The sequence below is a fragment of the Pseudomonas sp. OTU750018 genome (assembly GCF_011636575.1).
GTDB classification, from domain to species: domain Bacteria; phylum Pseudomonadota; class Gammaproteobacteria; order Pseudomonadales; family Pseudomonadaceae; genus Aquipseudomonas; species Aquipseudomonas peli.
The window spans coordinates 123,828-145,180 of the sequence record NZ_JAAPAU010000002.1 but is presented as its reverse complement, the minus strand read 5'-3'; the positions used below and the strand labels follow the sequence as shown (position 1 = coordinate 145,180).

The 21,353-nt window shown below is 59.5% G+C and carries 18 protein-coding genes; 11 read left to right on the top strand and 7 right to left on the bottom strand.

Annotated features, from left to right (window positions below; translation table 11 throughout):
• Positions 1–3 precede the first annotated feature (3 nt).
• Genes HCI85_RS09535 through HCI85_RS09525 form a run of 3 tightly spaced genes read right to left on the bottom strand, consistent with a single transcriptional unit; the run spans position 4 to position 3,070 of the window.
• On the bottom strand, positions 4–867 hold the full coding sequence (locus tag HCI85_RS09535) for a carbohydrate ABC transporter permease (RefSeq protein WP_160014187.1): 864 nt from the start codon (positions 865–867) through the stop codon (positions 4–6).
• The gene (locus HCI85_RS09530) at positions 864–1,976 is read right to left on the bottom strand and encodes an ABC transporter ATP-binding protein (protein WP_167144521.1); all 1,113 of its coding nucleotides are present in this window, start codon (positions 1,974–1,976) and stop codon (positions 864–866) included. Before HCI85_RS09530 ends, HCI85_RS09535 begins: the two co-directional genes overlap by 4 nt.
• Complete coding sequence (locus tag HCI85_RS09525) at positions 1,976–3,070, bottom strand: ABC transporter ATP-binding protein (protein ID WP_167144519.1); 1,095 nt, start codon at positions 3,068–3,070, stop codon at positions 1,976–1,978. The genes HCI85_RS09530 and HCI85_RS09525 overlap by 1 nt, the downstream gene beginning before the upstream one ends.
• 260 nt (positions 3,071–3,330) lie before the next feature.
• Between HCI85_RS09525 and HCI85_RS09520 the strand changes: the two genes are divergently transcribed.
• Positions 3,331–5,202 carry a sigma-54-dependent Fis family transcriptional regulator gene (locus HCI85_RS09520; RefSeq protein WP_167144517.1) on the top strand — a complete coding sequence of 624 codons (1,872 nt, stop codon included), beginning with the start codon at positions 3,331–3,333 and terminating at the stop codon, positions 5,200–5,202.
• Positions 5,203–5,456: 254 nt separating this feature from the next.
• Entirely contained in the window at positions 5,457–6,287 is an 831-nt protein-coding gene (locus HCI85_RS09515; protein ID WP_167144515.1) for a polysaccharide deacetylase family protein, read from the top strand.
• A gap of 58 nt (positions 6,288–6,345) precedes the next feature.
• Here HCI85_RS09515 and cysS read toward each other — a convergent pair whose 3' ends face one another.
• Together cysS and HCI85_RS09505 are read right to left on the bottom strand one after the other, a co-directional pair.
• A complete protein-coding gene (gene cysS, locus HCI85_RS09510) occupies positions 6,346–7,728 on the bottom strand; it encodes a cysteine--tRNA ligase (protein ID WP_167144513.1) in 1,383 nt (460 codons plus the stop codon).
• Between the two features lie 62 nt (positions 7,729–7,790).
• Positions 7,791–9,455 carry a glutamine--tRNA ligase/YqeY domain fusion protein gene (locus tag HCI85_RS09505; RefSeq protein WP_167144511.1) on the bottom strand — a complete coding sequence of 555 codons (1,665 nt, stop codon included), beginning with the start codon at positions 9,453–9,455 and terminating at the stop codon, positions 7,791–7,793.
• A gap of 206 nt (positions 9,456–9,661) precedes the next feature.
• Here HCI85_RS09505 and HCI85_RS09500 point away from each other — a divergent pair, with 206 nt between their 5' ends.
• From HCI85_RS09500 to HCI85_RS09490, 3 genes are all read left to right on the top strand, one after another.
• Positions 9,662–10,156: a peptidylprolyl isomerase gene (locus HCI85_RS09500; RefSeq protein WP_090255875.1), complete on the top strand. Its 495-nt coding sequence runs from the start codon at positions 9,662–9,664 to the stop codon at positions 10,154–10,156.
• Complete coding sequence (gene lpxH / locus HCI85_RS09495; RefSeq protein WP_167144509.1) at positions 10,153–10,881, top strand: UDP-2,3-diacylglucosamine diphosphatase; 729 nt, start codon at positions 10,153–10,155, stop codon at positions 10,879–10,881. Before HCI85_RS09500 ends, lpxH begins: the two co-directional genes overlap by 4 nt.
• 99 nt (positions 10,882–10,980) lie before the next feature.
• On the top strand, positions 10,981–12,315 hold the full coding sequence (locus HCI85_RS09490; RefSeq protein WP_167144507.1) for an SPFH domain-containing protein: 1,335 nt from the start codon (positions 10,981–10,983) through the stop codon (positions 12,313–12,315).
• Positions 12,316–12,364: 49 nt separating this feature from the next.
• On the opposite strand, the gene miaE is transcribed toward HCI85_RS09490, so the two are convergent.
• Complete coding sequence (gene miaE, locus HCI85_RS09485; RefSeq protein ID WP_167144505.1) at positions 12,365–12,970, bottom strand: tRNA-(ms[2]io[6]A)-hydroxylase; 606 nt, start codon at positions 12,968–12,970, stop codon at positions 12,365–12,367.
• 249 nt (positions 12,971–13,219) lie between these two features.
• On the opposite strand from miaE, the gene HCI85_RS09480 reads away from it, so the two are divergent.
• A complete protein-coding gene (locus tag HCI85_RS09480) occupies positions 13,220–14,083 on the top strand; it encodes a universal stress protein (RefSeq protein WP_167144503.1) in 864 nt (287 codons plus the stop codon).
• A gap of 60 nt (positions 14,084–14,143) precedes the next feature.
• Here HCI85_RS09480 and HCI85_RS09475 read toward each other — a convergent pair whose 3' ends face one another.
• On the bottom strand, positions 14,144–14,620 hold the full coding sequence (locus HCI85_RS09475; RefSeq protein ID WP_167144501.1) for a DUF1289 domain-containing protein: 477 nt from the start codon (positions 14,618–14,620) through the stop codon (positions 14,144–14,146).
• Positions 14,621–15,026: 406 nt separating this feature from the next.
• Between HCI85_RS09475 and acnB the strand changes: the two genes are divergently transcribed.
• From acnB to alaC, 5 genes are all read left to right on the top strand, one after another.
• Entirely contained in the window at positions 15,027–17,636 is a 2,610-nt protein-coding gene (gene acnB / locus HCI85_RS09470) for a bifunctional aconitate hydratase 2/2-methylisocitrate dehydratase (RefSeq protein WP_167145713.1), read from the top strand.
• A gap of 133 nt (positions 17,637–17,769) precedes the next feature.
• The gene (locus HCI85_RS09465) at positions 17,770–17,979 is read left to right on the top strand and encodes a YgdI/YgdR family lipoprotein (RefSeq protein WP_090255882.1); all 210 of its coding nucleotides are present in this window, start codon (positions 17,770–17,772) and stop codon (positions 17,977–17,979) included.
• Between the two features lie 215 nt (positions 17,980–18,194).
• Positions 18,195–19,391, top strand: a complete 1,197-nt coding sequence (locus HCI85_RS09460; RefSeq protein WP_167144498.1) for a CmpA/NrtA family ABC transporter substrate-binding protein — start codon at positions 18,195–18,197, stop codon at positions 19,389–19,391.
• A gap of 1 nt (position 19,392) precedes the next feature.
• Positions 19,393–19,971, top strand: a complete 579-nt coding sequence (locus HCI85_RS09455) for an ANTAR domain-containing response regulator (RefSeq protein WP_090255884.1) — start codon at positions 19,393–19,395, stop codon at positions 19,969–19,971.
• Positions 19,972–20,110: 139 nt separating this feature from the next.
• Positions 20,111–21,337 (top strand): alanine transaminase, encoded by a 1,227-nt coding sequence (gene alaC, locus HCI85_RS09450; RefSeq protein WP_167144496.1) that lies wholly within the window; start codon positions 20,111–20,113, stop codon positions 21,335–21,337.
• Positions 21,338–21,353 lie beyond the last annotated feature (16 nt).

Here is a 21,353-nt window from a genome sequence, read left to right as displayed (position 1 = left end):
GTCTCAGCGAGTCTTATCGTTATGGGTCATGGCGGTGTAGAACAGCCAGGACACCAACAGGATGATCAGGAAGTACACCAGCGAAAACGCCGCCGCCGGGCCCAGGTCGAACTGGCCGATGGCCATTTGCGTCAGGGTCTGGCTGAGGAAGGTAGTGGCGTTACCCGGCCCGCCACCTGTCAGCACGAAGGGTTCGGTGTAGATCATGAAGCTGTCCATAAAGCGCAGCATCACCGCGATCAGCAGCACGCTCTTCAGCTTGGGCAGCTGGATATGACGGAACACCGCCCAGTCGGATGCACGGTCGATGCGCGCCGCCTGGTAATACACATCCGGAATGGCACGCAGCCCCGAATAGCAAAGCAGCGCCACCAGCGAGGTCCAGTGCCAGACGTCCATGATCAACACCGTGACCCAGGCGTCACTGGTATTGGAGGCGTAGTTGTAGCTGATGCCCAAGCTGTTCAGGCTCCAGCCCAGCAAACCGATGTCGGCGCGGCCGAAGATCTGCCAGATGGTGCCGACCACGTTCCACGGAATCAGCAGCGGAATCGCCAGCACGATCAGCACCAGCGAAGCCATGCGCCCCTTGGTCGGCATGCACAGGGCGATGGCGATGCCCAAGGGAATTTCGATCAGCAGCACGCAAGCGGAGAAGATGAACTGGCGCAGCAGCGAGTCATGCAGACGGGTGTCCTGCAGCACCTGCTTGTACCAGTCGACGCCAACGAAATAGCGTGTGGAATGGTCGAAGATGTCCTGCACCGAGTAGTTGACCACCGTCATCATCGGCACGATGGCACTGAACGCCACCAGCAGGAATACCGGCAGCACCAACCACCAGGCCTTGTTGTTCTGAACCTTCATGGCTGCATCTCCTGCGCTTGCGCCTCAACCAGAAAGTCATCGGCGTAGAGCATCAACCACTGCGCCGGAAAGCTCAGGTACACCTGTTGCTGCGGCACGGGCTGGTCTTCCTGCAGGCGCACCTTGAGCGACTGGCCATCGAGCTTGAGGGTGAGAATCTTGTAGGTGCCAAGGTCTTCCACATGCAGCACCTCGCCACACAGCGCGTCCTCGTTGGGGCCATCCCAGACATGGACGAACTCCGGACGGATGCCAATTTTCAATTTGGCCCCAGGCAGCTCGGCCAGGCGCCGATTGAGCGCCGGCGACAACGGCAGCACGGTGTTGTTGAAACGCACACCGCCGGCATAAGGCAGCACATCAATCAGGTTCATTCCTGGGCTGCCGATGAAGTAGCCAACAAAGGTGTGGCTGGGGCGCTCGAACAACTCACGCGGGGTGCCGAACTGGACGATCTGCCCGCCGTACATCACCGCAATCTTGTCGGCGAAGGTCGAGGCTTCGAGCTGGTCGTGGGTGACGTATACCATGGTGATATTGAACTGCTCGTGAATTTGCTTGAGCTTGCGCCGCAGCTTCCATTTCAGGTGCGGGTCGATCACCGTCAGCGGCTCATCGAAGAGGATCGCCGACACGTCGTCACGCACCAGACCACGGCCCATGGAAACTTTCTGCTTCTCATCGGCGGTCAGATTACGGGCACGCTTGTGCAGCAACGGGTGCAGCTCCAGCACCTCGGCAATTTCGTTGACCTTGGTGAGGATCTTCGCCTCATTCATGCCCTGGTTGCGCAGCGGGAAGGCCAGGTTATCGAACACCGTCATGGTGTCGTAGACCACCGGAAACTGGAAAACCTGAGCGATATTGCGCAGCTCCGGCGGCAGCGCATTGACCACCTTGCCATCGAACTGCACCTCGCCATGGGACGGACTAAGCAACCCGGAAATGATATTCAGCAGGGTCGACTTGCCGCAGCCGGAAGGCCCCAGCAGCGCATAGGCGCCGCCCTGCTCCCACACATGGTTCATCTCGCGGATGGCGTAATCGGCCGCGCCATTCGGCGCGCGACTGTAACTGTGGGCCAGGTTGTGCAAACGGATCTCGGCCATCAGGCAACCCTCCCCAGACGGCGGCTGGGCGCCTGAATCAACTGCCCATCAGCGGCAAAGACAAACAGCTTGTGAGTGGGGATATAGATAAGGATCGGCGTGTCCACGTCGTACTCATGGACCCCAGGCAGGTGCAGGACCAGCACGAACTGCTCGTTGCGCACATGCAGAAAGGTTTCCGAACCGCTGATCTCAGCCAGTTCAACCGTTACCGCCAGTTCCAGATCGTCATCATTGGACGGCACCAGGCCGATATGACTGGGTCGCACGCCAAAGCGGTATTCGCCTTCGGCAATACCTTGCAGGTCCGGGTTGAGCGGGAAATGCACGGTATCAGCAAAACTTACTTCGGTGCCGCTGACGCGCCCCGGCATCAGGTTGATCGCCGGCTCGGAAAACAGCTCGGCGGCCAGCACCTGTTGCGGACGGTGATAAACCTCGGCGGTCTTGCCGCTCTGCACCACCCGTCCCTCATGCAGGATGGTGGTGGTGCCACCCAGGGCCAGGGCCTCGTTGGGCTCAGTGGTGGCATAAATGGCGATGGTGTGACGAGCCTGGAACAGCTCGCGCATCTCCTGGCGCAGCTCTTCTCGCAGCTTGTAGTCGAGGTTGACCAGCGGCTCATCAAACAGAATCAGCGAAGCATCCTTGACCAGCGCCCGCGCCATCGCCGTACGCTGCTGCTGACCGCCGGACAGCTCCAGCGGATGACGTTGGAGCAAGGCCTCGATACGCAGCATCTTCGCCGTGGCATGGACCTTTTCCAGAATCTCGGCCTTGCTCACGCCGGCCTGACGCAGCGGCGAGGCGATGTTCTCGAACACCGTCAGGGTCGGGTAATTGATGAACTGCTGGTAGACCATCGACACGTTGCGCTGGCGCACCGAGACATTAGTCATGTCCGCGCCATTCATCAGGATGCGTCCGCTGCTGGGCTTGTCCAGCCCCGCCATCAGGCGCATCAGGCTAGTCTTGCCAGACAGCGTGCGCCCCAGCAGCACATTGAAGGAGCCGGGTTCGAAGCTCAGGCAGGCATCGTCGATATACAGCTGGTGATCAACGATCCGCGTGACATGCTCCAGGGTAAGTGACATGGGCCGTCCTTTTTCTTGTTATCTGCCCTGCAACAAGGCGAGTTCCGTGCCAACCCTTTGCGGCACCCCCAAGCCATTGATTTAAAACAACTGCAGGTGAATGTAGGCATCCAGCTCAAACACCACTGAACACTTTTGAACAGTGCACAGTGAACAACTGAACAGCCACAGCGTTGACATCGAACAGCCTTCGGCGACACTGCTGTGACCCGGCGCAGACCGTGGCCAATAACAACAAGAACCCGCGCGAGAGACCTGTCATGGCTGACGCTGTCACTGCCCTGCCTCACGAGACCATCATCCAGGACTCCTGGACACGCTGTCGTGACTACGGCCTAACCCACCAGAGCACACCGATCTTCAACCAGCCCGAGCGCGGTGAAGTCAGCGCGCTTCTGGAAAGCCAGCATGCTCTGGTGCACACCACCCACAAGGAAGTGCTGCCCTACTACGGCACCATCCTGGCCAACTCCAATTGCCTGATCATGCTGGCCGACCACCAAGGTCAGGTGCTGCAGTCCTGGGGCGACCAACGTTTTATCGAACCGAGCCGCGCCGCCGGCTTTGTCGCCGGAGCCACCTGGCTGGAGCGTTACACCGGCACCAATGCCATCGGCACCGCCCTGAGTTGCGCCCAGGCGGTACATATTCAGCACGATGAGCATTTCCTCAAGGCCAACCGCTTTATGACCGGCTCGGCCTCGCCTATTTTTGACGAGCAGCGGCAGATGATTGCGGTGCTGGATGTGTCGAGCGACAGCTACCTGCCGCCCTCGCACACCCTGGGCATGGTCAAGATGATGAGCCAGTCGGTGGAGAACCGGCTGATTCTCAACCTGTTCCAGCAGCGTTACTTCCAACTGAGTTTCAATACCAGCCTGGATAACCTCAGCAGCCCCTGGGCCGGACTGTTGATTTTCGATGAGCAAGGTCAGGTGGTTTCCGCCAACCGCCGTGCCGACAGCCTGCTGGGTGTTGGCCTGGCCCAAGTGAATATCGAAAGCCTGTTCGACGTGCCGCTGCAGCAACTGCTCAACCAGCCAGAGGCGCTGCCGTTCAACCTGCGCGCCAGCGGACGCTTTCGCTTTCACGCGCAAATCAAACGCCCGCAGCAGCCTTCGCCAATCCAGGCCCGCGACTTTCGCCAAGCCCCGCAGCCACCCGAAAGCACCACCAGCAACCACTTCACCCTGGCCTCGCTCAACCTCGGCGACCCGCGCGTCGATAAAGCGGTGCGCCAGGCAGAGCGATTGCTGGAAAAAGACATTCCAATTCTGGTGCATGGCGAAACTGGAGTCGGCAAGGAGGTTTTCGTCAAAGCCCTGCATCACGCCAGCTCGCGCGCCAACCAAGCATTTATCGCGGTCAACTGCGCGGCAATCCCAGCCGAGCTGGTGGAGTCCGAGTTGTTTGGCTATGAAAAAGGCGCGTTTACCGGGGCCAACCAGAAAGGCAGCATCGGCCTGATTCGCAAAGCCCACAAAGGCACGCTATTTCTCGACGAAGTCGGCGATATGCCACTGCGGGTGCAGGCCCGTCTTTTGCGAGTACTGCAAGAGCGCTGCGTACAACCGCTGGGCAGTAGCGAGCTGTATCCGGTGGATATCCGCCTGATTTCCGCCACCAACCGCCCGCTGCGCCAGGATGTGGAAAGCGGGCTATTTCGCCAGGACCTCTACTACCGCATCAGCGGCCTCAATCTGGAGCTGCCGCCGCTGCGTGAACGCACCGACAAGGCCGCCATGGTCCAGCGCATCTGGGATTACCACCGCGAACCGCAGCAATGGGCGGGACTGAGTCATGAGGTGCTGAGCCTGTTCGAGCGTCACCCGTGGCCCGGCAACCTGCGCCAACTGAGCAGCGTCTTGCAGATTGCCCTGGCCATGGCCGATGACCAGCAGATCCGCGCCGAACATCTGCCGGATGATTTCTTTGCCGATTTGCAGCCAGCAGCTGCGCAAATAGCCGCCACCCAAACGCTACCGCCACCTTTGGCCAGCACCAGCGCGGATGATCTGGCCAGCCAGTACCAGGCCTGCGGCGGCAATATCTCGCACCTGGCGCGCAGCCTAGGGGTCAGCCGCAACACACTGTACAAACGCTTACGGGAAACAGGACTGACGGCGCGCTAGATTAGGTCGTAGCTCTTGTAACACCTGGCCTGAACCAGCCTTCTCAACCTGACATGGACTTATACGGCCCAGGTAGGGTCGAACCCATTAGGTAGCCTTTACGGGTCCGTACTGCGCTCACCCGTGCCCTCTCTCTTCCAGCGCCGCCACCAGGCCAATCCTTCTCCTTCGCGAGCCCAAACCTAATGCGTGACCCCGCAACTCCAACAGAAGCTTTTGCGCGAACCGCGCCATTGGCCTGCGCCTTAATCAGCATGCTGCTGTTGAGCGCCTGCGGCAGCATTGCACCGCCACAAGCAAACCCCGAGATTGAACCGATACGTTTTCTCCTGAGTTTCGATGACGGCCCAAGCGGCAATACCCGCGACAATCCAACCGAACAGATTCTCGACACCCTGGCAGACAACCCAATCCAGCCAGGGATCAAGGCGCTGTTCTTTGTCCAGACCCGCGCCGCAGCAGCTGGCGGCAGCGTTCACGGCCAGACGCTACTTCAGCGCCAGCAACGAGAGGGCCACCTGCTGGGTTTTCACACGGCAACTCCAGGCCATGCCAACCACCGCTTCCTCAGCCCTGAAGCGTTGCAACAATCGCTGGCAAACGGTGTAGCCGACCTGACCGTCATCAGTGGCACGGCGCCGCGCCTGGTGCGACCACCCTTCTGGAACTACGACGAGCGCACATTCGCCGCCTACCAGACGCACGGTCTGCGCATACTGCTAACCGATTTAAGCGCCAACGATGGCAAGACCTGGGGCATCAATGGCAGCCTGCGCCGGCGCAGTAACCTGCGTGACCAGCTGGCGCGGGCCGCACAGCAGATCAGCGTCGGTGCCTTGCCGGCAGTAGATGGGGTGATACCCGTAGTCGTGACCTTCCACGACCTCAATCCCTACACCGCACGGCATATGCAGGAATACCTGCAAATTCTTCTGGATGTGGCCGCAGATGTGGGCCTGGCCACCGATAAACAGCCGTTCTATGGCCAACGTGATGCCCTGCAACGTGCTGCATTAAGACGCGCCCTCGGCGACCCACAGCAGTACGCTCGGCTGCCGGGCCTGTGGAACTGGCTGTGGAACTAGCAAACCGTACGCAATAAAAAAGGCCGCTCGAAAGCGGCCTTTTTATGCAGCAATCAATCTAGTCCGCCAGGCGCCAGGTAGTACCGCCCTTACCGTCTTCCAGTACCACGCCCATAGCGGTGATCTGGTCGCGGATACGGTCTGACTCGCCCCAATTCTTCTCGGCACGGGCCTGCAGACGCGCAGCGATCAATGCCTCCACCTCGGCAGCATCGACCTTACCGGCAGCACCGGCCTGCAGAAATGCTTCAGGCTCCAGCTGCAACACACCCAGCACCCCAGCCAATTCCTTCAAGCGCGCGGCTAAGCCAGCAGCGGCCTGCAGGTCGGTTTCACGCAGACGATTGATCTCACGGGCCATTTCGAACAGCACGGCGCAGGCTTCTGGCGAGTTGAAGTCATCGTCCATGGCCGCCGCAAAGCGCTCGACAAAGGCATCACCGCCAGCCGGTGCAGCATCTGGCAGGCCCTTGAGCGCATTGTAGAAGCGCTCCAGAGCGCCCTTGGCTTCGCGCAAACTGTCTTCGGAGTAGTTGATCGGGCTGCGGTAATGGCTGGACACCAGCAGGTAGCGCACCACTTCCGGGTGATATTTTTCCAGCACCTCACGAATGGTGAAGAAGTTGCCCAGGGACTTGGACATCTTCTCGCCGTCCACGCGCACCGCGCCGGCATGCATCCAGGCGTTGGCGTAGAGCTTGCCGGTGGCCGCCTCACTCTGTGCAATCTCGTTTTCGTGGTGCGGGAACACCAGATCAGGGCCGCCGCCATGGATGTCAAACGTCTCGCCCAAGCAGCAAGTGGACATCACCGAACACTCGATATGCCAGCCCGGACGACCGGCGCCCCACGGCGACTCCCAGCTCGGCTCGCCCGGTTTAACGCCCTTCCACAGCACGAAATCCAGCGGATCCTGCTTGGCTTCATCAACTTCGATGCGTGCACCGATCTTCAGGTCTTCGATCTTCTTGCGCGACAGCTTGCCGTAACCGACGAACTTGCCGACCCGGTAATACACGTCACCATTGCCGGGCGCGTAGGCAAAACCCTTGTCGATCAAGGTCTGGATCATCTGGTGCATGCCGGCGATATGGCTGGTGGCACGCGGTTCCTGATCAGGACGCAGCACATTCAGGCGTGCTTCGTCCTCATGCATGGCCGCGATCATGCGCTCGACCAGCGCTTCAAACGGCTCACCGTTGTCATTGGCACGTTTGATGATCTTGTCGTCGATGTCGGTGATATTGCGCACGTAGGTCACGTCATAGCCGCGATGGCGCAGCCAGCGAGTCACCACATCGAACGCCACCATCACCCGCGCATGACCGATGTGACAGAAGTCGTAAACCGTCATACCGCACACATACATGCGCACCTGGTTACCCACCAGCGGTTTAAAAACGTCTTTGTTTTTGGTCAGCGTGTTGTAGATCGAGAGCATTGCAGTTCCTTGAAAACCACGGGCCGGCGTACCGGCCCGGTTTTAATCAGAGCGCCTGGGTCTTAAGCCCAGGAGTCACGCAGCGTCACAGTGCGGTTAAACACCGGCGCACCCGGCTTGCTGTCCTTGATATCGGCGCAGAAGTAGCCTTCGCGCTCGAACTGAAAGCGCTCTTCCGGTGCAGCCTCAGCCAGCGAGGGCTCGGCGCGACAGCCTTTGAGCACCACCAGCGAATCCGGATTGATGTTGTCGAGGAAGCTGCCGCCCTCTTCGTCCTTCTCCGGGTTGGCGGAGCGGAACAGACGGTCATACAGGCGCACTTCGCACTCAACGCTTTCAGCCGCCGGCACCCAGTGGATCACGCCCTTGACCTTACGGCCTTCGGGGTTCTTGCCCAGGGTGTTTTCGTCGTAGCTGCAGCGCAGTTCGACGATAGTGCCGTCAGCATCCTTGATCGCTTCGTCAGCACGAATCACGTAGCTGCCGCGCAGACGCGCCTCGCCACCCGGAATCAGGCGCTTAAAGCCATCCGGCGGGGTTTCTTCAAAGTCACCGGCGTCGATATAGATCTCGCGGCTGAACGGCAACACGCGTACGCCCATGTCCTGCTTGGGATGGCGCGGCAGTTCGAGGTTCTCAACCTTGCCTTCCGGATAATTGGTGATAACCACTTTCAGCGGCTTGAGCACACACATGGCGCGGCCTGCGTTGGCGTCCAGGTCATCACGGATGGCGAACTCAAGCATGCCCACATCGACCACGCCACCGGCGCGGTTGACGCCGATCATGTCGCAGAAAGTGCGGATCGAAGCCGGTGTATAGCCTCGGCGGCGGAAGCCCGAGAGGGTCGACATGCGCGGGTCGTCCCAACCATTGACGTGTTTCTCGTCAACCAGTTGCTTGAGCTTGCGCTTGCTGGTGATGGTGTAGTTGAGGTTCAGCCGGGCGAACTCGTACTGACGCGGCTGCGCCGGCACCGGCAGTTGCGCCAGGAACCACTCGTACAGCGGACGGTGGTCTTCAAACTCCAGGGTGCAGATCGAGTGGGTGATGCCTTCGATGGCGTCCGACTGACCGTGGGTGAAGTCATAGCTCGGGTAGATGCACCACTTGTCGCCCGTCTGGTGGTGATGAGCGTGGCGAATGCGGTACAGAATCGGGTCGCGCAGGTTGATGTTCGGCGAGGCCATATCGATTTTCGCGCGCAGCGAACGGGCGCCATCGGCGAATTCACCAGCTTTCATGCGGGCAAACAGATCAAGGTTTTCCTCGACGCTGCGCTCACGGTACGGGCTGTTCTTACCCGGTTCAGTGAGGTTGCCGCGATAAGCGCGCATTTCTTCGGCATTTAAGTCGCAGACAAAGGCCTTGCCCGCCTTGATCAGTTCAATGGCCCAGGCATGCAGCTGGTCGAAATAATTGGAGGCATAACGCTCCTCGCCCGCCCACTGAAAGCCCAGCCACTGCACGTCGCTTTTGATCGCGTCGATGTATTCCTGGTCTTCCTTGGCCGGGTTGGTGTCATCAAAGCGCAGGTTGCACTCGCCACCAAACTCTTTGGCCAGACCGAAGTTCAGACAAATCGACTTGGCGTGGCCGATGTGTAGGTAGCCATTGGGCTCCGGAGGAAAACGGGTAATGATCTTCGCATGTTTGCCTGCATCCAGGTCAGCCTGGACGATAGGACGAAGAAAGTTGGCGGCGGCGACAGTTTCTGGCTTGCTCATGGGGTCCTTAGCGAGTGCGAGGCGCGGCTCAGAACCGGTTCGCGTGCACCAGGCAACGCGTCAACAGGCTCTCAGGGTAGGCCGACTTATACAAAGCGCTTATCATAGCCGAAGCTGTCAACCCCCTGACAGGCCCAAGAACCGCTGCAACGCCCTTTGCTGGAAATTCAGCGGCTCACGGATTTATCGACAGAGCGATTACCTACATGATCAAGCTGCACACCAACCACGGCGTTATCACCCTCAACCTGTTCGAAGACAAAGCCCCGGAAACCGTGGCCAACTTCAAGCAGTACGTCAAAGAAGGTCATTACGACAACACCGTTTTCCACCGCGTGATCAGCAACTTCATGATCCAGGGCGGCGGTTTTGAGCCGGGCATGAAGCAGAAAACCACCCGCGCCCCGATCAAGAACGAAGCCAACAACGGCGTGGCCAACAAGATCGGCACCGTGGCCATGGCCCGTACCATGGAGCCGCATTCGGCCTCCGCGCAGTTCTTCATCAACGTGGGCGACAACAGCTTCCTTAACCACAGCGCACCAACCGTGCAAGGCTGGGGCTATGCGGTGTTTGGTGAAGTGGTTGAAGGCATGGACGTGGTCAACGCCATCAAGGCCGTTGCTACCACCAGCAAATCCGGCCACCAGGATGTACCGGTTGAGGACGTGATCATCGAGCGTGCCGAGATCGTTGAGTGATCTTACTGATATCCGACCTGCATCTTGAACAGGAGCGCCCGGACACCAGCCGGGCGTTTCTGCATTTTCTTGAAACGCGCGCGGTTCAAGCTCAGGCGCTGTATATCCTGGGTGACTTCTTTGAAGTGTGGATCGGCGACGATGCCATAACCCCCTTTCAACGTTCGATTGCCCAAGCCCTGCGCCGACTCAGTGAGCGCGGCACGCGCATCTACCTGATGCATGGCAATCGCGACTTTCTACTCGGCAAGGCCTTCTGCCGTGAAGCCGGCTGCACCCTGCTGCCCGATCCCTGCGTGATCGAATTGAATGGCGAGCGCGTGTTGCTGATGCACGGCGACAGCCTGTGCACCCAGGACATCGGCTATATGAAGCTGCGCCGTTGGCTGCGCAACCCGATTTCGCTGTTTATCCTGCGCAACCTGCCGCTCAGCACCCGACAAAAACTGGCGCGCAAGCTGCGCAATGAAAGCCGCACGCAAACACGGATGAAAGCCAGCGAGATTGTCGACGTCACCCCGGATGAAGTGCCGCGCATCATGGCCGAACACGGCGTGCGCACGCTGATCCACGGCCACACCCATCGCCCCGCCACCCATCAACTGCAAGTCAACGGCCAGACGGCGCAGCGCATTGTGCTTGGCGACTGGGACAAACAGGGCTGGGCACTGCAAGCAGACCGCCAAGGCTTGCAGCAAAGTGCCTTCGATCTTGATCCTGCGTGAAACTTTGACGGCGCGCACAAAGCGCTGATCGCCCCCTCTTGACGGACGATTCGCCGATCATCAGCATCAGCGACCTCAGAACGCCATCAGGGACCGATCATGCTGCTCAGCAAGGAACATCTCTTTAAATACGCCATCGCCCCCGCCGCACTGGTGGCGATGAGTTTCGTCACCTTCAACAGCGTGTTCTTTTATAACGAAGCCGGTTTTGCCACTCACGTGCGCACCATCTTCGGTGAAGAGAAAGTGGTCGATGACGTGGGCTACGCCACCAAATGGTTCGGCCGCGCTACCGCCTGGAAAAAGGCCCTGAGCGTGCAATCGGTGCTTACCGAAGCCCTGGCCATCGACGACAGCAGCGACAACGACTCGCTCGGCGCCACCATCGAAGCCTTCCCCATCGTGTTTCTCGGCAACGTCGACGCCAAAGTCGAGTCCTCCGCGCGTTTCCGCCTACCTGCAGGCGAGCAGTTCCTGAAAATCGCTCAGGAATACCGCAACCCGGAAAACTTCATCAAAACCGCGCTGGTTCCGGCCATCAAGGAAACCCTGCAGGCCACCGCCTCACTAATGAGCGCCGACGATTTCTATGCCGGTGCGCGCAGCGAGTTTGCTGCCGAGTTCGAAAACCAGCTGAATGACGGCCTGTACCTGATCAAGCGCAAGGAAATTCGCGGCCCGCGCGGCCACCAGCCCACGCAAACCGCAATCCTGCAGGCCGGCACTGAACAGGGTGTGTTCGGCGATAACAACGTCAGCCAGTTCGTCACCGAAAAGGTCATGGACAACAAGGGCATCCCGGTACGCAAGCAGCAGCAGTTCCGCAAATACGGCGTGGAAGTGGTCGAGGCGCGCATCACCAACGTCGACCCTAATCCGCAATACAAACAGCGCATGGTCAAGGTGCAGCAAGCCCTGGCTGAGCTGGCCGTAGCACGGCAGAACCGCCTGAAGGAAGAAGAAGAGAAGCTGCTGGTGACCGCCCGCGGCGAGAAAGAAGTGGAAGCGCGTCGCCAGGAAACCCTGCGCGACCAGATCGAACGCACCACCCAGGCGGAAACCGAGAAGCAACTGGCGCGAATCAACGCCGAGCGTGAGAAGGGTCGCGCCGAGATCGAGAAGCAGACCGCCGAGCTGCTGCGCGACAAGGCTGCGATCACCGCCGACGCGACGAAGATCACCGCCGACGCCGAGGCTTATGCCCGTGAAGCGGTGATCAAGGCGGACGGTGCGTTACAACCCAAACTTGATGCGCTGATCGCGATCAACAAGGTCTGGGCCGAAGCAGCTGCTCAAGCACCAGTGCCGAGCGTGATGATGGGTGGCGGTAGCGAAGGCGCCAGCAGCCGTCAGGATGAAATCAGCCAGCTGATGGGTGTTCTGGCCACCAAGGCCGCACGCGACTTGTCGCTGGATCTGAAAGTGCAGCAGTAAGCACTACATACCCACCTACAAAAAAGCGCCCTACTGGGCGCTTTTTGCTTTAGAGCGGCGGCACACCGCTGTGGAAGCGAAACTCAGTGTCCGGCGACTCGATCAGCTCGCGCTCTGCCACCCTCACCCGCTCAATGGCCTGGTCCACATCACGCGCATCGCCGTACTGATACGCCAGCTTCAGGTAATTCTGGAAATGCCGCGCTTCACTTTTCAACAAACCGAAATAGAACTTGCCTAGCTCTTCATCAAGATGCGGCACCAGGGCCTCGAAACGCTCACAGCTGCGCGCTTCGATAAAGGCGCCGACCACCAGGGTATCCACCAGTTTGTGCGGCTCATGGGTGCGCACAACCTTACGCAAGCCTGAAGCGTAGCGCGCCGCCGATACCGGGCGCAGGCCGATCTTGCGGCGCTTCATGATGCGCAGCACTTGCTCGTGATGCACCAGTTCCTCACGGGCCAGACGCGACATGGCGTTGATCAGGTCAATATAGGTGCTGTACTTGGCCATCAGACTCAGCGCTGTGCTGGCGGCCTTAAATTCGCAGTTCTTGTGGTCGATCAGCAGGGTCTGCTGATCAGCCAAGGCGGCGGTGATCCAGGCATCCGGCGTACGGCAGCCGAGAAACTCATGAATTTCTGGCAGGTTCATCGGTGAATCTCCGTAACCAGACGGCGACATGCCAACAGACAAGGGGCAAAACAACGCAGCAGATCATCGGTTGCGGCTAACAGATACATAAATTCACAAAACCAGGCAGGCGGGAGTGATAAGGCTACAGCGCGGCCATTATACGAATGAGCACGCGAACAGCCACTCGATTGACACCGGTCAAGCATCAAGCCAGTGGCAGCGATCTATAGTGATAAACAGTACAACTGACTGCACATGGAGATGATCATGCAAGCTATTCGCAGCATTCTGGTAGTGATGGAGCCCAATCACACGGAAGACCTGGCCCTCAAACGCGCCAAGCTGATTGCCGGCGTCACTCAATCGCATCTGCACCTGCTGGTATGCGACAAGAAAAGTGATCACACCGGCTACCTGCGCGACCTTACCGGCCTGCTTAACAGCGAAGGGTTCAGCACCTCCAGCCAGCAGGCCTGGGATGACACTCAGCACCAGACCATCATCAACGTGCAACAAGCCGAAGGGTGCGGCCTGGTGATCAAGCAGCACTTCCCCGACAACCCACTGAAAAAAGCCCTGCTCACCCCCGAAGACTGGAAGCTGCTGCGCTATTGCCCGGCGCCAGTGCTGATGGTTAAAACCGAAAAATCCTGGGCGGACACCGCTATTTTGGCGGCAGTCGATGTGGGTAACGCCGACAGCGAACACCGCACCCTGCATGCCAGCATCGTCAGCCATGGCTTTGATATTGCAGCTTTAGCCAAAGCCGAATTGCACGTGATCAGCGCATACCCTGCCCCCATGCTCTCGGCGGCCGACCCGACCTTCCAGCTCAAGGAAACCATCGAGGCGCGTTACCGTGAACAATGCAAGGCGTTCCAAGCCGAGTACGAAATCAGCGATGAGCGCTTACATATCGCCGAAGGCCCAGCCGATGTCTTGATCCCGCAGACCGCGCATCGACTCAACGCAGGTGTGACGGTGATTGGCACTGTGGCGCGTACCGGTATTTCCGGCGCACTGATCGGCAACACCGCCGAGGTGATTCTTGATTCGCTGGAAAGCGACATCCTGGTGCTCAAGCCGGATGACATCATCGCTCACCTGGAAGAGCTGGTCGCCCAGCGTTAAACCAACTGCGCGCAACAAAAAAGCCGCCTGAACAGGCGGCTTTTTCATGTACCACTGGTTTCAGACCCTTAGCTCAAGACCTTCGAGCAGAAAGCGTGGCGCGATGTAACGCTCGTAGTGCGCTTCAGACAGCAGAAAGAACTCTCGATCAATCGCATCACGTAACTCTGGCAGGCCCCAGCCACGAAACTCAGGGAGCAGTACCATCCCATAGGCCTCCAGTTGACTGATTACCCGCGCCCCCCGGGCAATCAACTGATACGCCCAGCAATACGGTGATTGCTGTGGCACAAAGCGGATCTTGCGCTGTTCCAGCTGCATACGCAGGCGATCGGCATCGAAAACTTCCAGCTTGGCCGCCATCACCTGCACCAATAAGACTTCCAAACGCAGCCAAACAGCGTGTTTTTCCTCGTCGTTGTAGCCGTTCCAGTTGATCACCTCATGGTGAAAGCGCTTGCAGCCACGGCAGACCAAATCACCGTAAACAGTGGAGCACAGGCCGACACAAGGGGTTTTGATGCGTTGGTTGGACATAGCAAAAGGCATGGATACTGGCGGACAGGCTGGCATCTTAGCCCTTTGTCTAAGGCAGATCACCCCTATATAAGCGGGGCCTTTGGCTTAACTTATTCAAAGCTTTCCAGTAGAATCGGCCGGCCTTTTAGAGGCAGCAACGTCCGTTGGAAGCTGTTTTCAAAGCGTCACGAGCACAGTCAATCCTGCAGGTTCGATGTTGGTGCCGACCCTTGAACCACCCTTCAAGTGTCTGCACCAGCCCTCATCCAGCCCGTCCTGCCGGCGTAAAACTTTGAAAACAGCTTCTGCAAGAAAGCAGCGTAACCTCGGCTGAGCGGCCCATAACGCCACGAAGCGCCTGGTTTGTTGTTTTCTGGATCGCGTCCCGGACAACCCTTTGGGACCACTGATGAGGGTAATAACTGTGCTTGAAGCCTATCGCAAACATGTAGCAGAGCGTGCCGCTCAGGGTATCGTGCCCCAGCCGCTGAACGCCGAACAAACCGCAGGCCTGATCGAGCTGCTGAAAAGCCCGCCAGCCGGCGAAGAAGCTGTTCTTCTCGACCTGATAACCAACCGCGTGCCGCCAGGCGTCGACGAAGCCGCTTACGTCAAGGCCGGTTTTCTCTCTGCCCTTGCCAAAGGCGAGGTCACTTCCCCTCTGATCAGCAAGCAACACGCTGTTGAACTGCTCGGTACCATGCAGGGCGGTTACAACATCGCCACTCTGGTAGAGCTGCTCGACGACAGCGAACTGGCTGCCGTGACTGCCGAGCAACTGAAGCACACCCTGCTGATGTTCGACGCCTTCCACGACGTTGCAGAGAAAGCTAAGAACGGTAACGTTCACGCCAAAGCCGTACTGCAGTCTTGGGCTGACGGCGAGTGGTTCAAGAACCGCCCGACTCTGGCCGACAAGATCAGCCTGCGCGTGTTCAAGGTCACCGGCGAAACCAACACCGACGACCTATCCCCGGCGCCAGATGCCTGGTCGCGTCCGGATATCCCACTGCACGCCCTGGCCATGCTGAAAATGGCCCGTGACGGCATCGTGCCGGACGAGCAAGGCGTAACCGGCCCGATGAAGCAGATCGAAGCCATGCGCGGCCAAGGTTTCCCGATTGCCTACGTCGGTGACGTAGTCGGTACCGGCTCCTCGCGTAAATCCGCCACCAACTCGGTGCTGTGGTTCTTCGGCGACGACATCCCTAACGTGCCGAACAAGCGCGCGGGTGGTTTCTGCTTCGGCAGCAAGATTGCTCCGATCTTCTACAACACCATGGAAGATGCAGGCGCTCTGCCAATCGAATTCGACGTTTCCAACATGCACATGGGCGATGTGATCGACCTGTACCCGCATGCTGGCAAAGTCTGCAAGCATGGCACCGACGAAGTACTGACCACCTTCGAAATGAAGACTCCAGTACTGCTCGACGAAGTCCGCGCTGGCGGCCGTATCCCGCTGATCATCGGTCGCGGTCTGACCGAGAAAGCGCGTGCCGAACTGGGCCTGGGCCCAACCGACCTGTTCAAGCTGCCTGAGCCACCTGCTGCCAGCACCAAGGGTTTCACCCTGGCGCAGAAGATGGTTGGCAAGGCGTGCGGCCTGCCAGAAGGCAAAGGCGTGCGTCCTGGTACCTACTGCGAACCGAAGATGACCACCGTCGGCTCCCAGGACACCACTGGCCCGATGACCCGCGACGAGCTGAAAGACCTGGCTTGCCTGGGCTTCTCCGCTGACCTGGTCATGCAGTCGTTCTGCCACACCGCGGCTTATCCGAAGCCAATCGACGTCACCACCCACCACACCCTGCCGGATTTCATCCGCACCCGTGGCGGCGTGTCCCTGCGTCCTGGCGACGGCATCATCCACAGCTGGCTGAACCGCATGCTGCTGCCGGATACCGTCGGCACCGGTGGTGACTCGCACACCCGCTTCCCGATCGGCATCTCCTTCCCGGCCGGTTCCGGTCTGGTTGCCTTCGCCGCTGCCACTGGCGTAATGCCGCTGGACATGCCGGAGTCGGTATTGGTGCGCTTCAAGGGCAAACTGCAACCAGGCATCACCCTGCGTGACCTGGTGCATGCCATCCCTTACGTGGCCATCCAAAAAGGCCTGCTGACAGTAGAGAAGAAAGGCAAGAAAAACATCTTTTCCGGCCGCATCCTTGAGATCGAAGGTCTGGACGAGCTGACCGTTGAACAGGCTTTCGAGCTGTCCGACGCCTCTGCCGAGCGTTCCGCTGCTGGTTGCACCATCAAGCTGCCGGAAAAGGCGATTGCCGAGTACCTGCGTTCGAACATCACCCTGCTGCGCTGGATGATCAGCGAAGGCTACGGCGATGCCCGCACCATGGAACGTCGCGCTCAAGCGATGGAAGCCTGGTTGGCCGATCCGAAGCTGATGGAAGCCGACAAGGACGCCGAGTACGCCGAAATCATCGAAATCGACCTGGCCGAGATCAACGAGCCGGTTCTCTGCGCTCCGAACGACCCAGACGATGCTCGTCTGCTGTCCTCCGTTCAGGGTGAGAAAATCGACGAAGTGTTTATCGGTTCGTGCATGACCAACATCGGTCACTTCCGCGCTGCCGGTAAGTTGCTGGAAAAAGTCGAAGGCACCCTGCCGACTCGCCTGTGGCTGTCGCCACCAACCAAGATGGACCAGCATCAGCTGACCGAAGAAGGCTACTACGGCATCTACGGCAAAGCAGGCGCGCGCATGGAAATGCCAGGCTGCTCGCTTTGCATGGGTAACCAGGCACGCGTTGAGGCGAACTCCACCGTGGTGTCGACCTCTACCCGTAACTTCCCCAACCGTTTGGGCGATGGTGCCAACGTCTACCTGGCTTCGGCTGAGTTGGCGGCTGTTGCTGCCATCACCGGCAAACTGCCAACTGTTGAGGAATACATGGTCTACGCGAAGAAAATCGACACCATGGCAGCGGACGTCTACCGCTACCTGAGTTTCGACCAGATCGCCGAGTTCCGTGAAGCTGCTGCAAACGCCCAGATCCCTGCTGTTCAGGTTTAAGCGTTACCCGCAACAAGAAAGCCCCGCCTAGTGCGGGGCTTTTTTATTGCAGCCTGGCTTGCCAGGCAATGCTCAGCAGCTACCTTCTGAAATGGGGGTGCAACAACGCACCACGGACCATCAGGAGAGCCTCATGAAACACTGGATTATTGCTGCACTCTGCGTATTCAGCCTGGCCGGCTGCAGCAGTGAATACATTATCAGTACCACCGACGGGCAGATGCTTACCAGCGACGGCAAACCGCAGCTGGACGAGGACACCGGCATGATCGAGTTCACCGACAGTGAAGGCCGCAAACAGCAAATCCCACAGAGTTCAGTCAAGCAGATGCTGGAACGCTAAACCAGCTCTGCCAGTCCCAAACCGAACCTCGCTACGGCGGGGTTTGTTCTGTCTGCGTCCCCGTACCATGCACTGGCATACGCCTTGCTTTGGCTTAAGTCACTAAGCCTTTCCAACGGCGGAAACGGCTCAAATAGACAATGGTGTCGTTCTGATCGCTGACTGAAGTCAGTGCTTGGCACGGCACCTTTTTGTGTGGGCATAGGAAACGCACCATGAATGAGCACGAGATCAGCCGCAGCGACACACCGGAAAAACCGGTGCTGAACATCGGCTTTATGGCCCTCACAGACGCCGCATCGGTCATCGTCGCCGCCACCCAGGGCTTCGCCGAGAAGCATGGACTGACCCTTAACCTGCAGCGCCAGGCTTCCTGGGCCACGCTGCGCGACAAATTGCTGAGCGGCGAACTCGATGCAGCGCATAGCCTCTACGGCCTGATCTATGGCGTACAGCTGGGTCTTGGCGGTGCACCAGCCACCGATATGGCCGTGCTGATGGGCCTGAACCAGAATGGCCAAAGCATCAACCTGTCGCCCGCCTTGCAAGCTGCCGGTGTGAGCACTGGCAGCGCATTGGCGCAACGCGCGCACCAGCCTGGCGCAAAACTGACCTTCGCCCAGACCTTCCCCACCGGCACCCACGCCATGTGGCTGAATTACTGGCTGGCCAGCCAGGGCATTCACCCATTGAGCGACGTGGACAGCGTCGTCGTACCGCCACCGCAGATGCTCGCCCACCTTAAAGCCATGCGCATCGATGGTTTCTGCGTCGGTGAACCCTGGTGCGCTCAGGCCGTGAATGAGCAGATGGGTTGCACCCTTATAACTAGCCAGGCCATCTGGCCGGACCACCCGGAGAAAGTTCTGGGCTGCACCCGTGAGTTTGCTGAACAGTACCCCAACAGCGCGCGTGCGTTGATCATGGCTGTGCTGGAAGCCAGTCGGTTTATCGATGAGAGCGAAGAAAACCAACGCAGCACCGCGCAACTGCTCAGTGGTAGCGAGTATGTCGATGCGCCTCTGTCGGCGATTCAGCCGCGTTTCCTCGGCCAGTATCAGGACGGCCTCGGCCATGCCTGGCAGGATGCCCACCCGCTGCGCTTCCACGCAGGCGGCGCAGTCAACCAGCCGTACCTGTCCGACGGCATGTGGTTTATGACCCAGTTCCGCCGCTGGGGCCTGCTGCGTGACGACCCAGACTACCTGGCGATTGCTCGCCAGGTGCAGCAACTCGACCTTTACCGCCAGGCTGCCGAAGCGCTCGGCATCGACATACCAAGCGACATGCGCCGCAGCCAGTTGCTCGATGGCCAGGTCTGGGACGGCAGCGACCCGGCCGTTTACGCGCGCAGCTTTGCCCTACACGCCCTGGCCGATGCGCCCCTCAGTATTCAACAGGAGAGCCGCTAATATGCTGCGCATCCTGCTGATCAATGACACCGCAAAGAAGGTTGGCCGCCTGAAAAACGCCCTGACCGAAGCCGGTTTCGAGGTCATCGACGAATCCGGATTGACCATCGACCTGCCGGAACGGGTCGAGGCAGTTCGGCCTGACGTGATCCTGATCGACACCGAATCACCGAGCCGCGACGTGATGGAACAGGTGGTGCTGGTCAGCCGTGATCAACCGCGGCCGATTGTCATGTTCACCGACGAGCACGATCCCGGCGTGATGCGCCAGGCGATTCAGAGCGGCGTCAGCGCCTATATCGTCGAAGGCATCCACGCCCAGCGCCTGCAGCCGATTCTCGACGTGGCCATGGCCCGTTTCGAAAGCGACCAGGCGCTGCGCGCACAGCTGCAGGCTCGCGATGCCCAGCTGGCCGAACGTAAGCGCATCGAGCTGGCCAAGGGCCTACTTATGAAGATGAAAAGCTGTGACGAAGAACAGGCCTACACCCTGATGCGCCGGCAGGCCATGAGCCGCCAGCAGAAACTGGCGCAGGTGGCCGAACAGATCATCGCCATGCACGACATGCTCGGCAGCTAAGCCAATCGCACTGTTATGCCGCAGCGCCGTTTGACTGTGCTGGACAGCCGGGTGGCGCGGCGCTTATCTTCGCCGCCTGGCCAGCGCACTGGCCAACGTCGCTCGGACGGTTCCGGGCGCTTACGTATCCGAGGAAAGCATGGCTGACCAAGCTTCGCGCCGCTTTGCGCGCATTGATCGACTCCCCCCCTACGTTTTCAACATCACTGCCGAACTGAAGATGGCCGCGCGTCGCCGTGGCGAAGACATCATCGACTTCAGCATGGGCAACCCGGATGGCGCCACGCCGCCGCACATAGTCGAAAAGCTAGTGCAGGTCGCCCAGCGTGAAGACACCCACGGCTACTCCACCTCACGCGGCATTCCGCGCCTGCGTCGCGCCATTTCGCGCTGGTACAAGGACCGCTACGAGGTCGAGATCGACCCGGAAAGCGAAGCTATCGTCACCATCGGTTCCAAGGAAGGCCTGGCGCACCTGATGCTTGCCACCCTGGACCATGGCGACACCGTGCTGGTGCCCAACCCCAGCTACCCGATTCATATCTACGGCGCTGTCATCGCCGGCGCCCAGGTGCGTTCGGTGCCGCTGATTCCTGGGGTGGATTTCTTCGCCGAGCTGGAGCGGGCGATTCGTGAGTCGATCCCCAAGCCGAAGATGATGATCCTCGGCTTCCCCTCCAACCCCACCGCGCAGTGCGTGGAGCTGGACTTCTTCGAGCGTGTGGTGGCCCTAGCCAAGCAATATGACGTGCTGGTGATCCACGATCTGGCCTACGCCGATATCGTCTACGACGGCTGGAAAGCCCCGTCGATCATGCAGGTGCCGGGCGCCAAGGACATAGCCGTGGAGTTCTTCACCCTGTCGAAGAGCTACAACATGGCCGGCTGGCGCATCGGCTTTATGGTCGGCAACAAGGAGCTGGTCAGCGCCCTGGCGCGAATCAAGAGCTACCACGACTACGGCACCTTCACTCCGCTGCAGGTGGCGGCGATTGCTGCGCTGGAAGGTGATCAGCAATGCGTGCGCGATATCGCCGAGCAATACCGCCAGCGCCGCAACCTGCTGGTTAAAGGCTTGCACGAGCTGGGCTGGATGGTCGAAAACCCGAAAGCCTCGATGTATGTCTGGGCGAAGATTCCTGAGCAGTACGCCGCGCTCGGCTCGCTGGAGTTCGCCAAGAAGCTGCTGCTGGAGGCCAAGGTCTGCGTCTCCCCGGGTATCGGCTTCGGCGACTACGGCGATGACCATGTGCGCTTTGCCCTGATCGAAAACCAGGACCGCATTCGTCAGGCGATTCGCGGGATCAAAACGATGTTCCGCGCCGATGGCCTGCTACCCAGCAAGAAGGCCAAGGCCGACGAGTAAACAAACAGAGGGCACC

Coding starts and splice junctions, on each gene's coding strand:
- HCI85_RS09535 (WP_160014187.1), bottom strand. CDS start 867: ATGAAGGTTCAGAACAACAAGGCCTGGTGGTTGGTGCTGCCGGTATTC.
- HCI85_RS09530 (WP_167144521.1), bottom strand. CDS start 1,976: ATGGCCGAGATCCGTTTGCACAACCTGGCCCACAGTTACAGTCGCGCG.
- HCI85_RS09525 (WP_167144519.1), bottom strand. CDS start 3,070: ATGTCACTTACCCTGGAGCATGTCACGCGGATCGTTGATCACCAGCTG.
- HCI85_RS09520 (WP_167144517.1), top strand. CDS start 3,331: ATGGCTGACGCTGTCACTGCCCTGCCTCACGAGACCATCATCCAGGAC.
- HCI85_RS09515 (WP_167144515.1), top strand. CDS start 5,457: ATGCTGCTGTTGAGCGCCTGCGGCAGCATTGCACCGCCACAAGCAAAC.
- cysS (WP_167144513.1), bottom strand. CDS start 7,728: ATGCTCTCGATCTACAACACGCTGACCAAAAACAAAGACGTTTTTAAA.
- HCI85_RS09505 (WP_167144511.1), bottom strand. CDS start 9,455: ATGAGCAAGCCAGAAACTGTCGCCGCCGCCAACTTTCTTCGTCCTATC.
- HCI85_RS09500 (WP_090255875.1), top strand. CDS start 9,662: ATGATCAAGCTGCACACCAACCACGGCGTTATCACCCTCAACCTGTTC.
- HCI85_RS09490 (WP_167144507.1), top strand. CDS start 10,981: ATGCTGCTCAGCAAGGAACATCTCTTTAAATACGCCATCGCCCCCGCC.
- miaE (WP_167144505.1), bottom strand. CDS start 12,970: ATGAACCTGCCAGAAATTCATGAGTTTCTCGGCTGCCGTACGCCGGAT.
- HCI85_RS09480 (WP_167144503.1), top strand. CDS start 13,220: ATGCAAGCTATTCGCAGCATTCTGGTAGTGATGGAGCCCAATCACACG.
- HCI85_RS09475 (WP_167144501.1), bottom strand. CDS start 14,620: ATGTCCAACCAACGCATCAAAACCCCTTGTGTCGGCCTGTGCTCCACT.
- HCI85_RS09465 (WP_090255882.1), top strand. CDS start 17,770: ATGAAACACTGGATTATTGCTGCACTCTGCGTATTCAGCCTGGCCGGC.
- HCI85_RS09460 (WP_167144498.1), top strand. CDS start 18,195: ATGAATGAGCACGAGATCAGCCGCAGCGACACACCGGAAAAACCGGTG.
- HCI85_RS09455 (WP_090255884.1), top strand. CDS start 19,393: ATGCTGCGCATCCTGCTGATCAATGACACCGCAAAGAAGGTTGGCCGC.
- alaC (WP_167144496.1), top strand. CDS start 20,111: ATGGCTGACCAAGCTTCGCGCCGCTTTGCGCGCATTGATCGACTCCCC.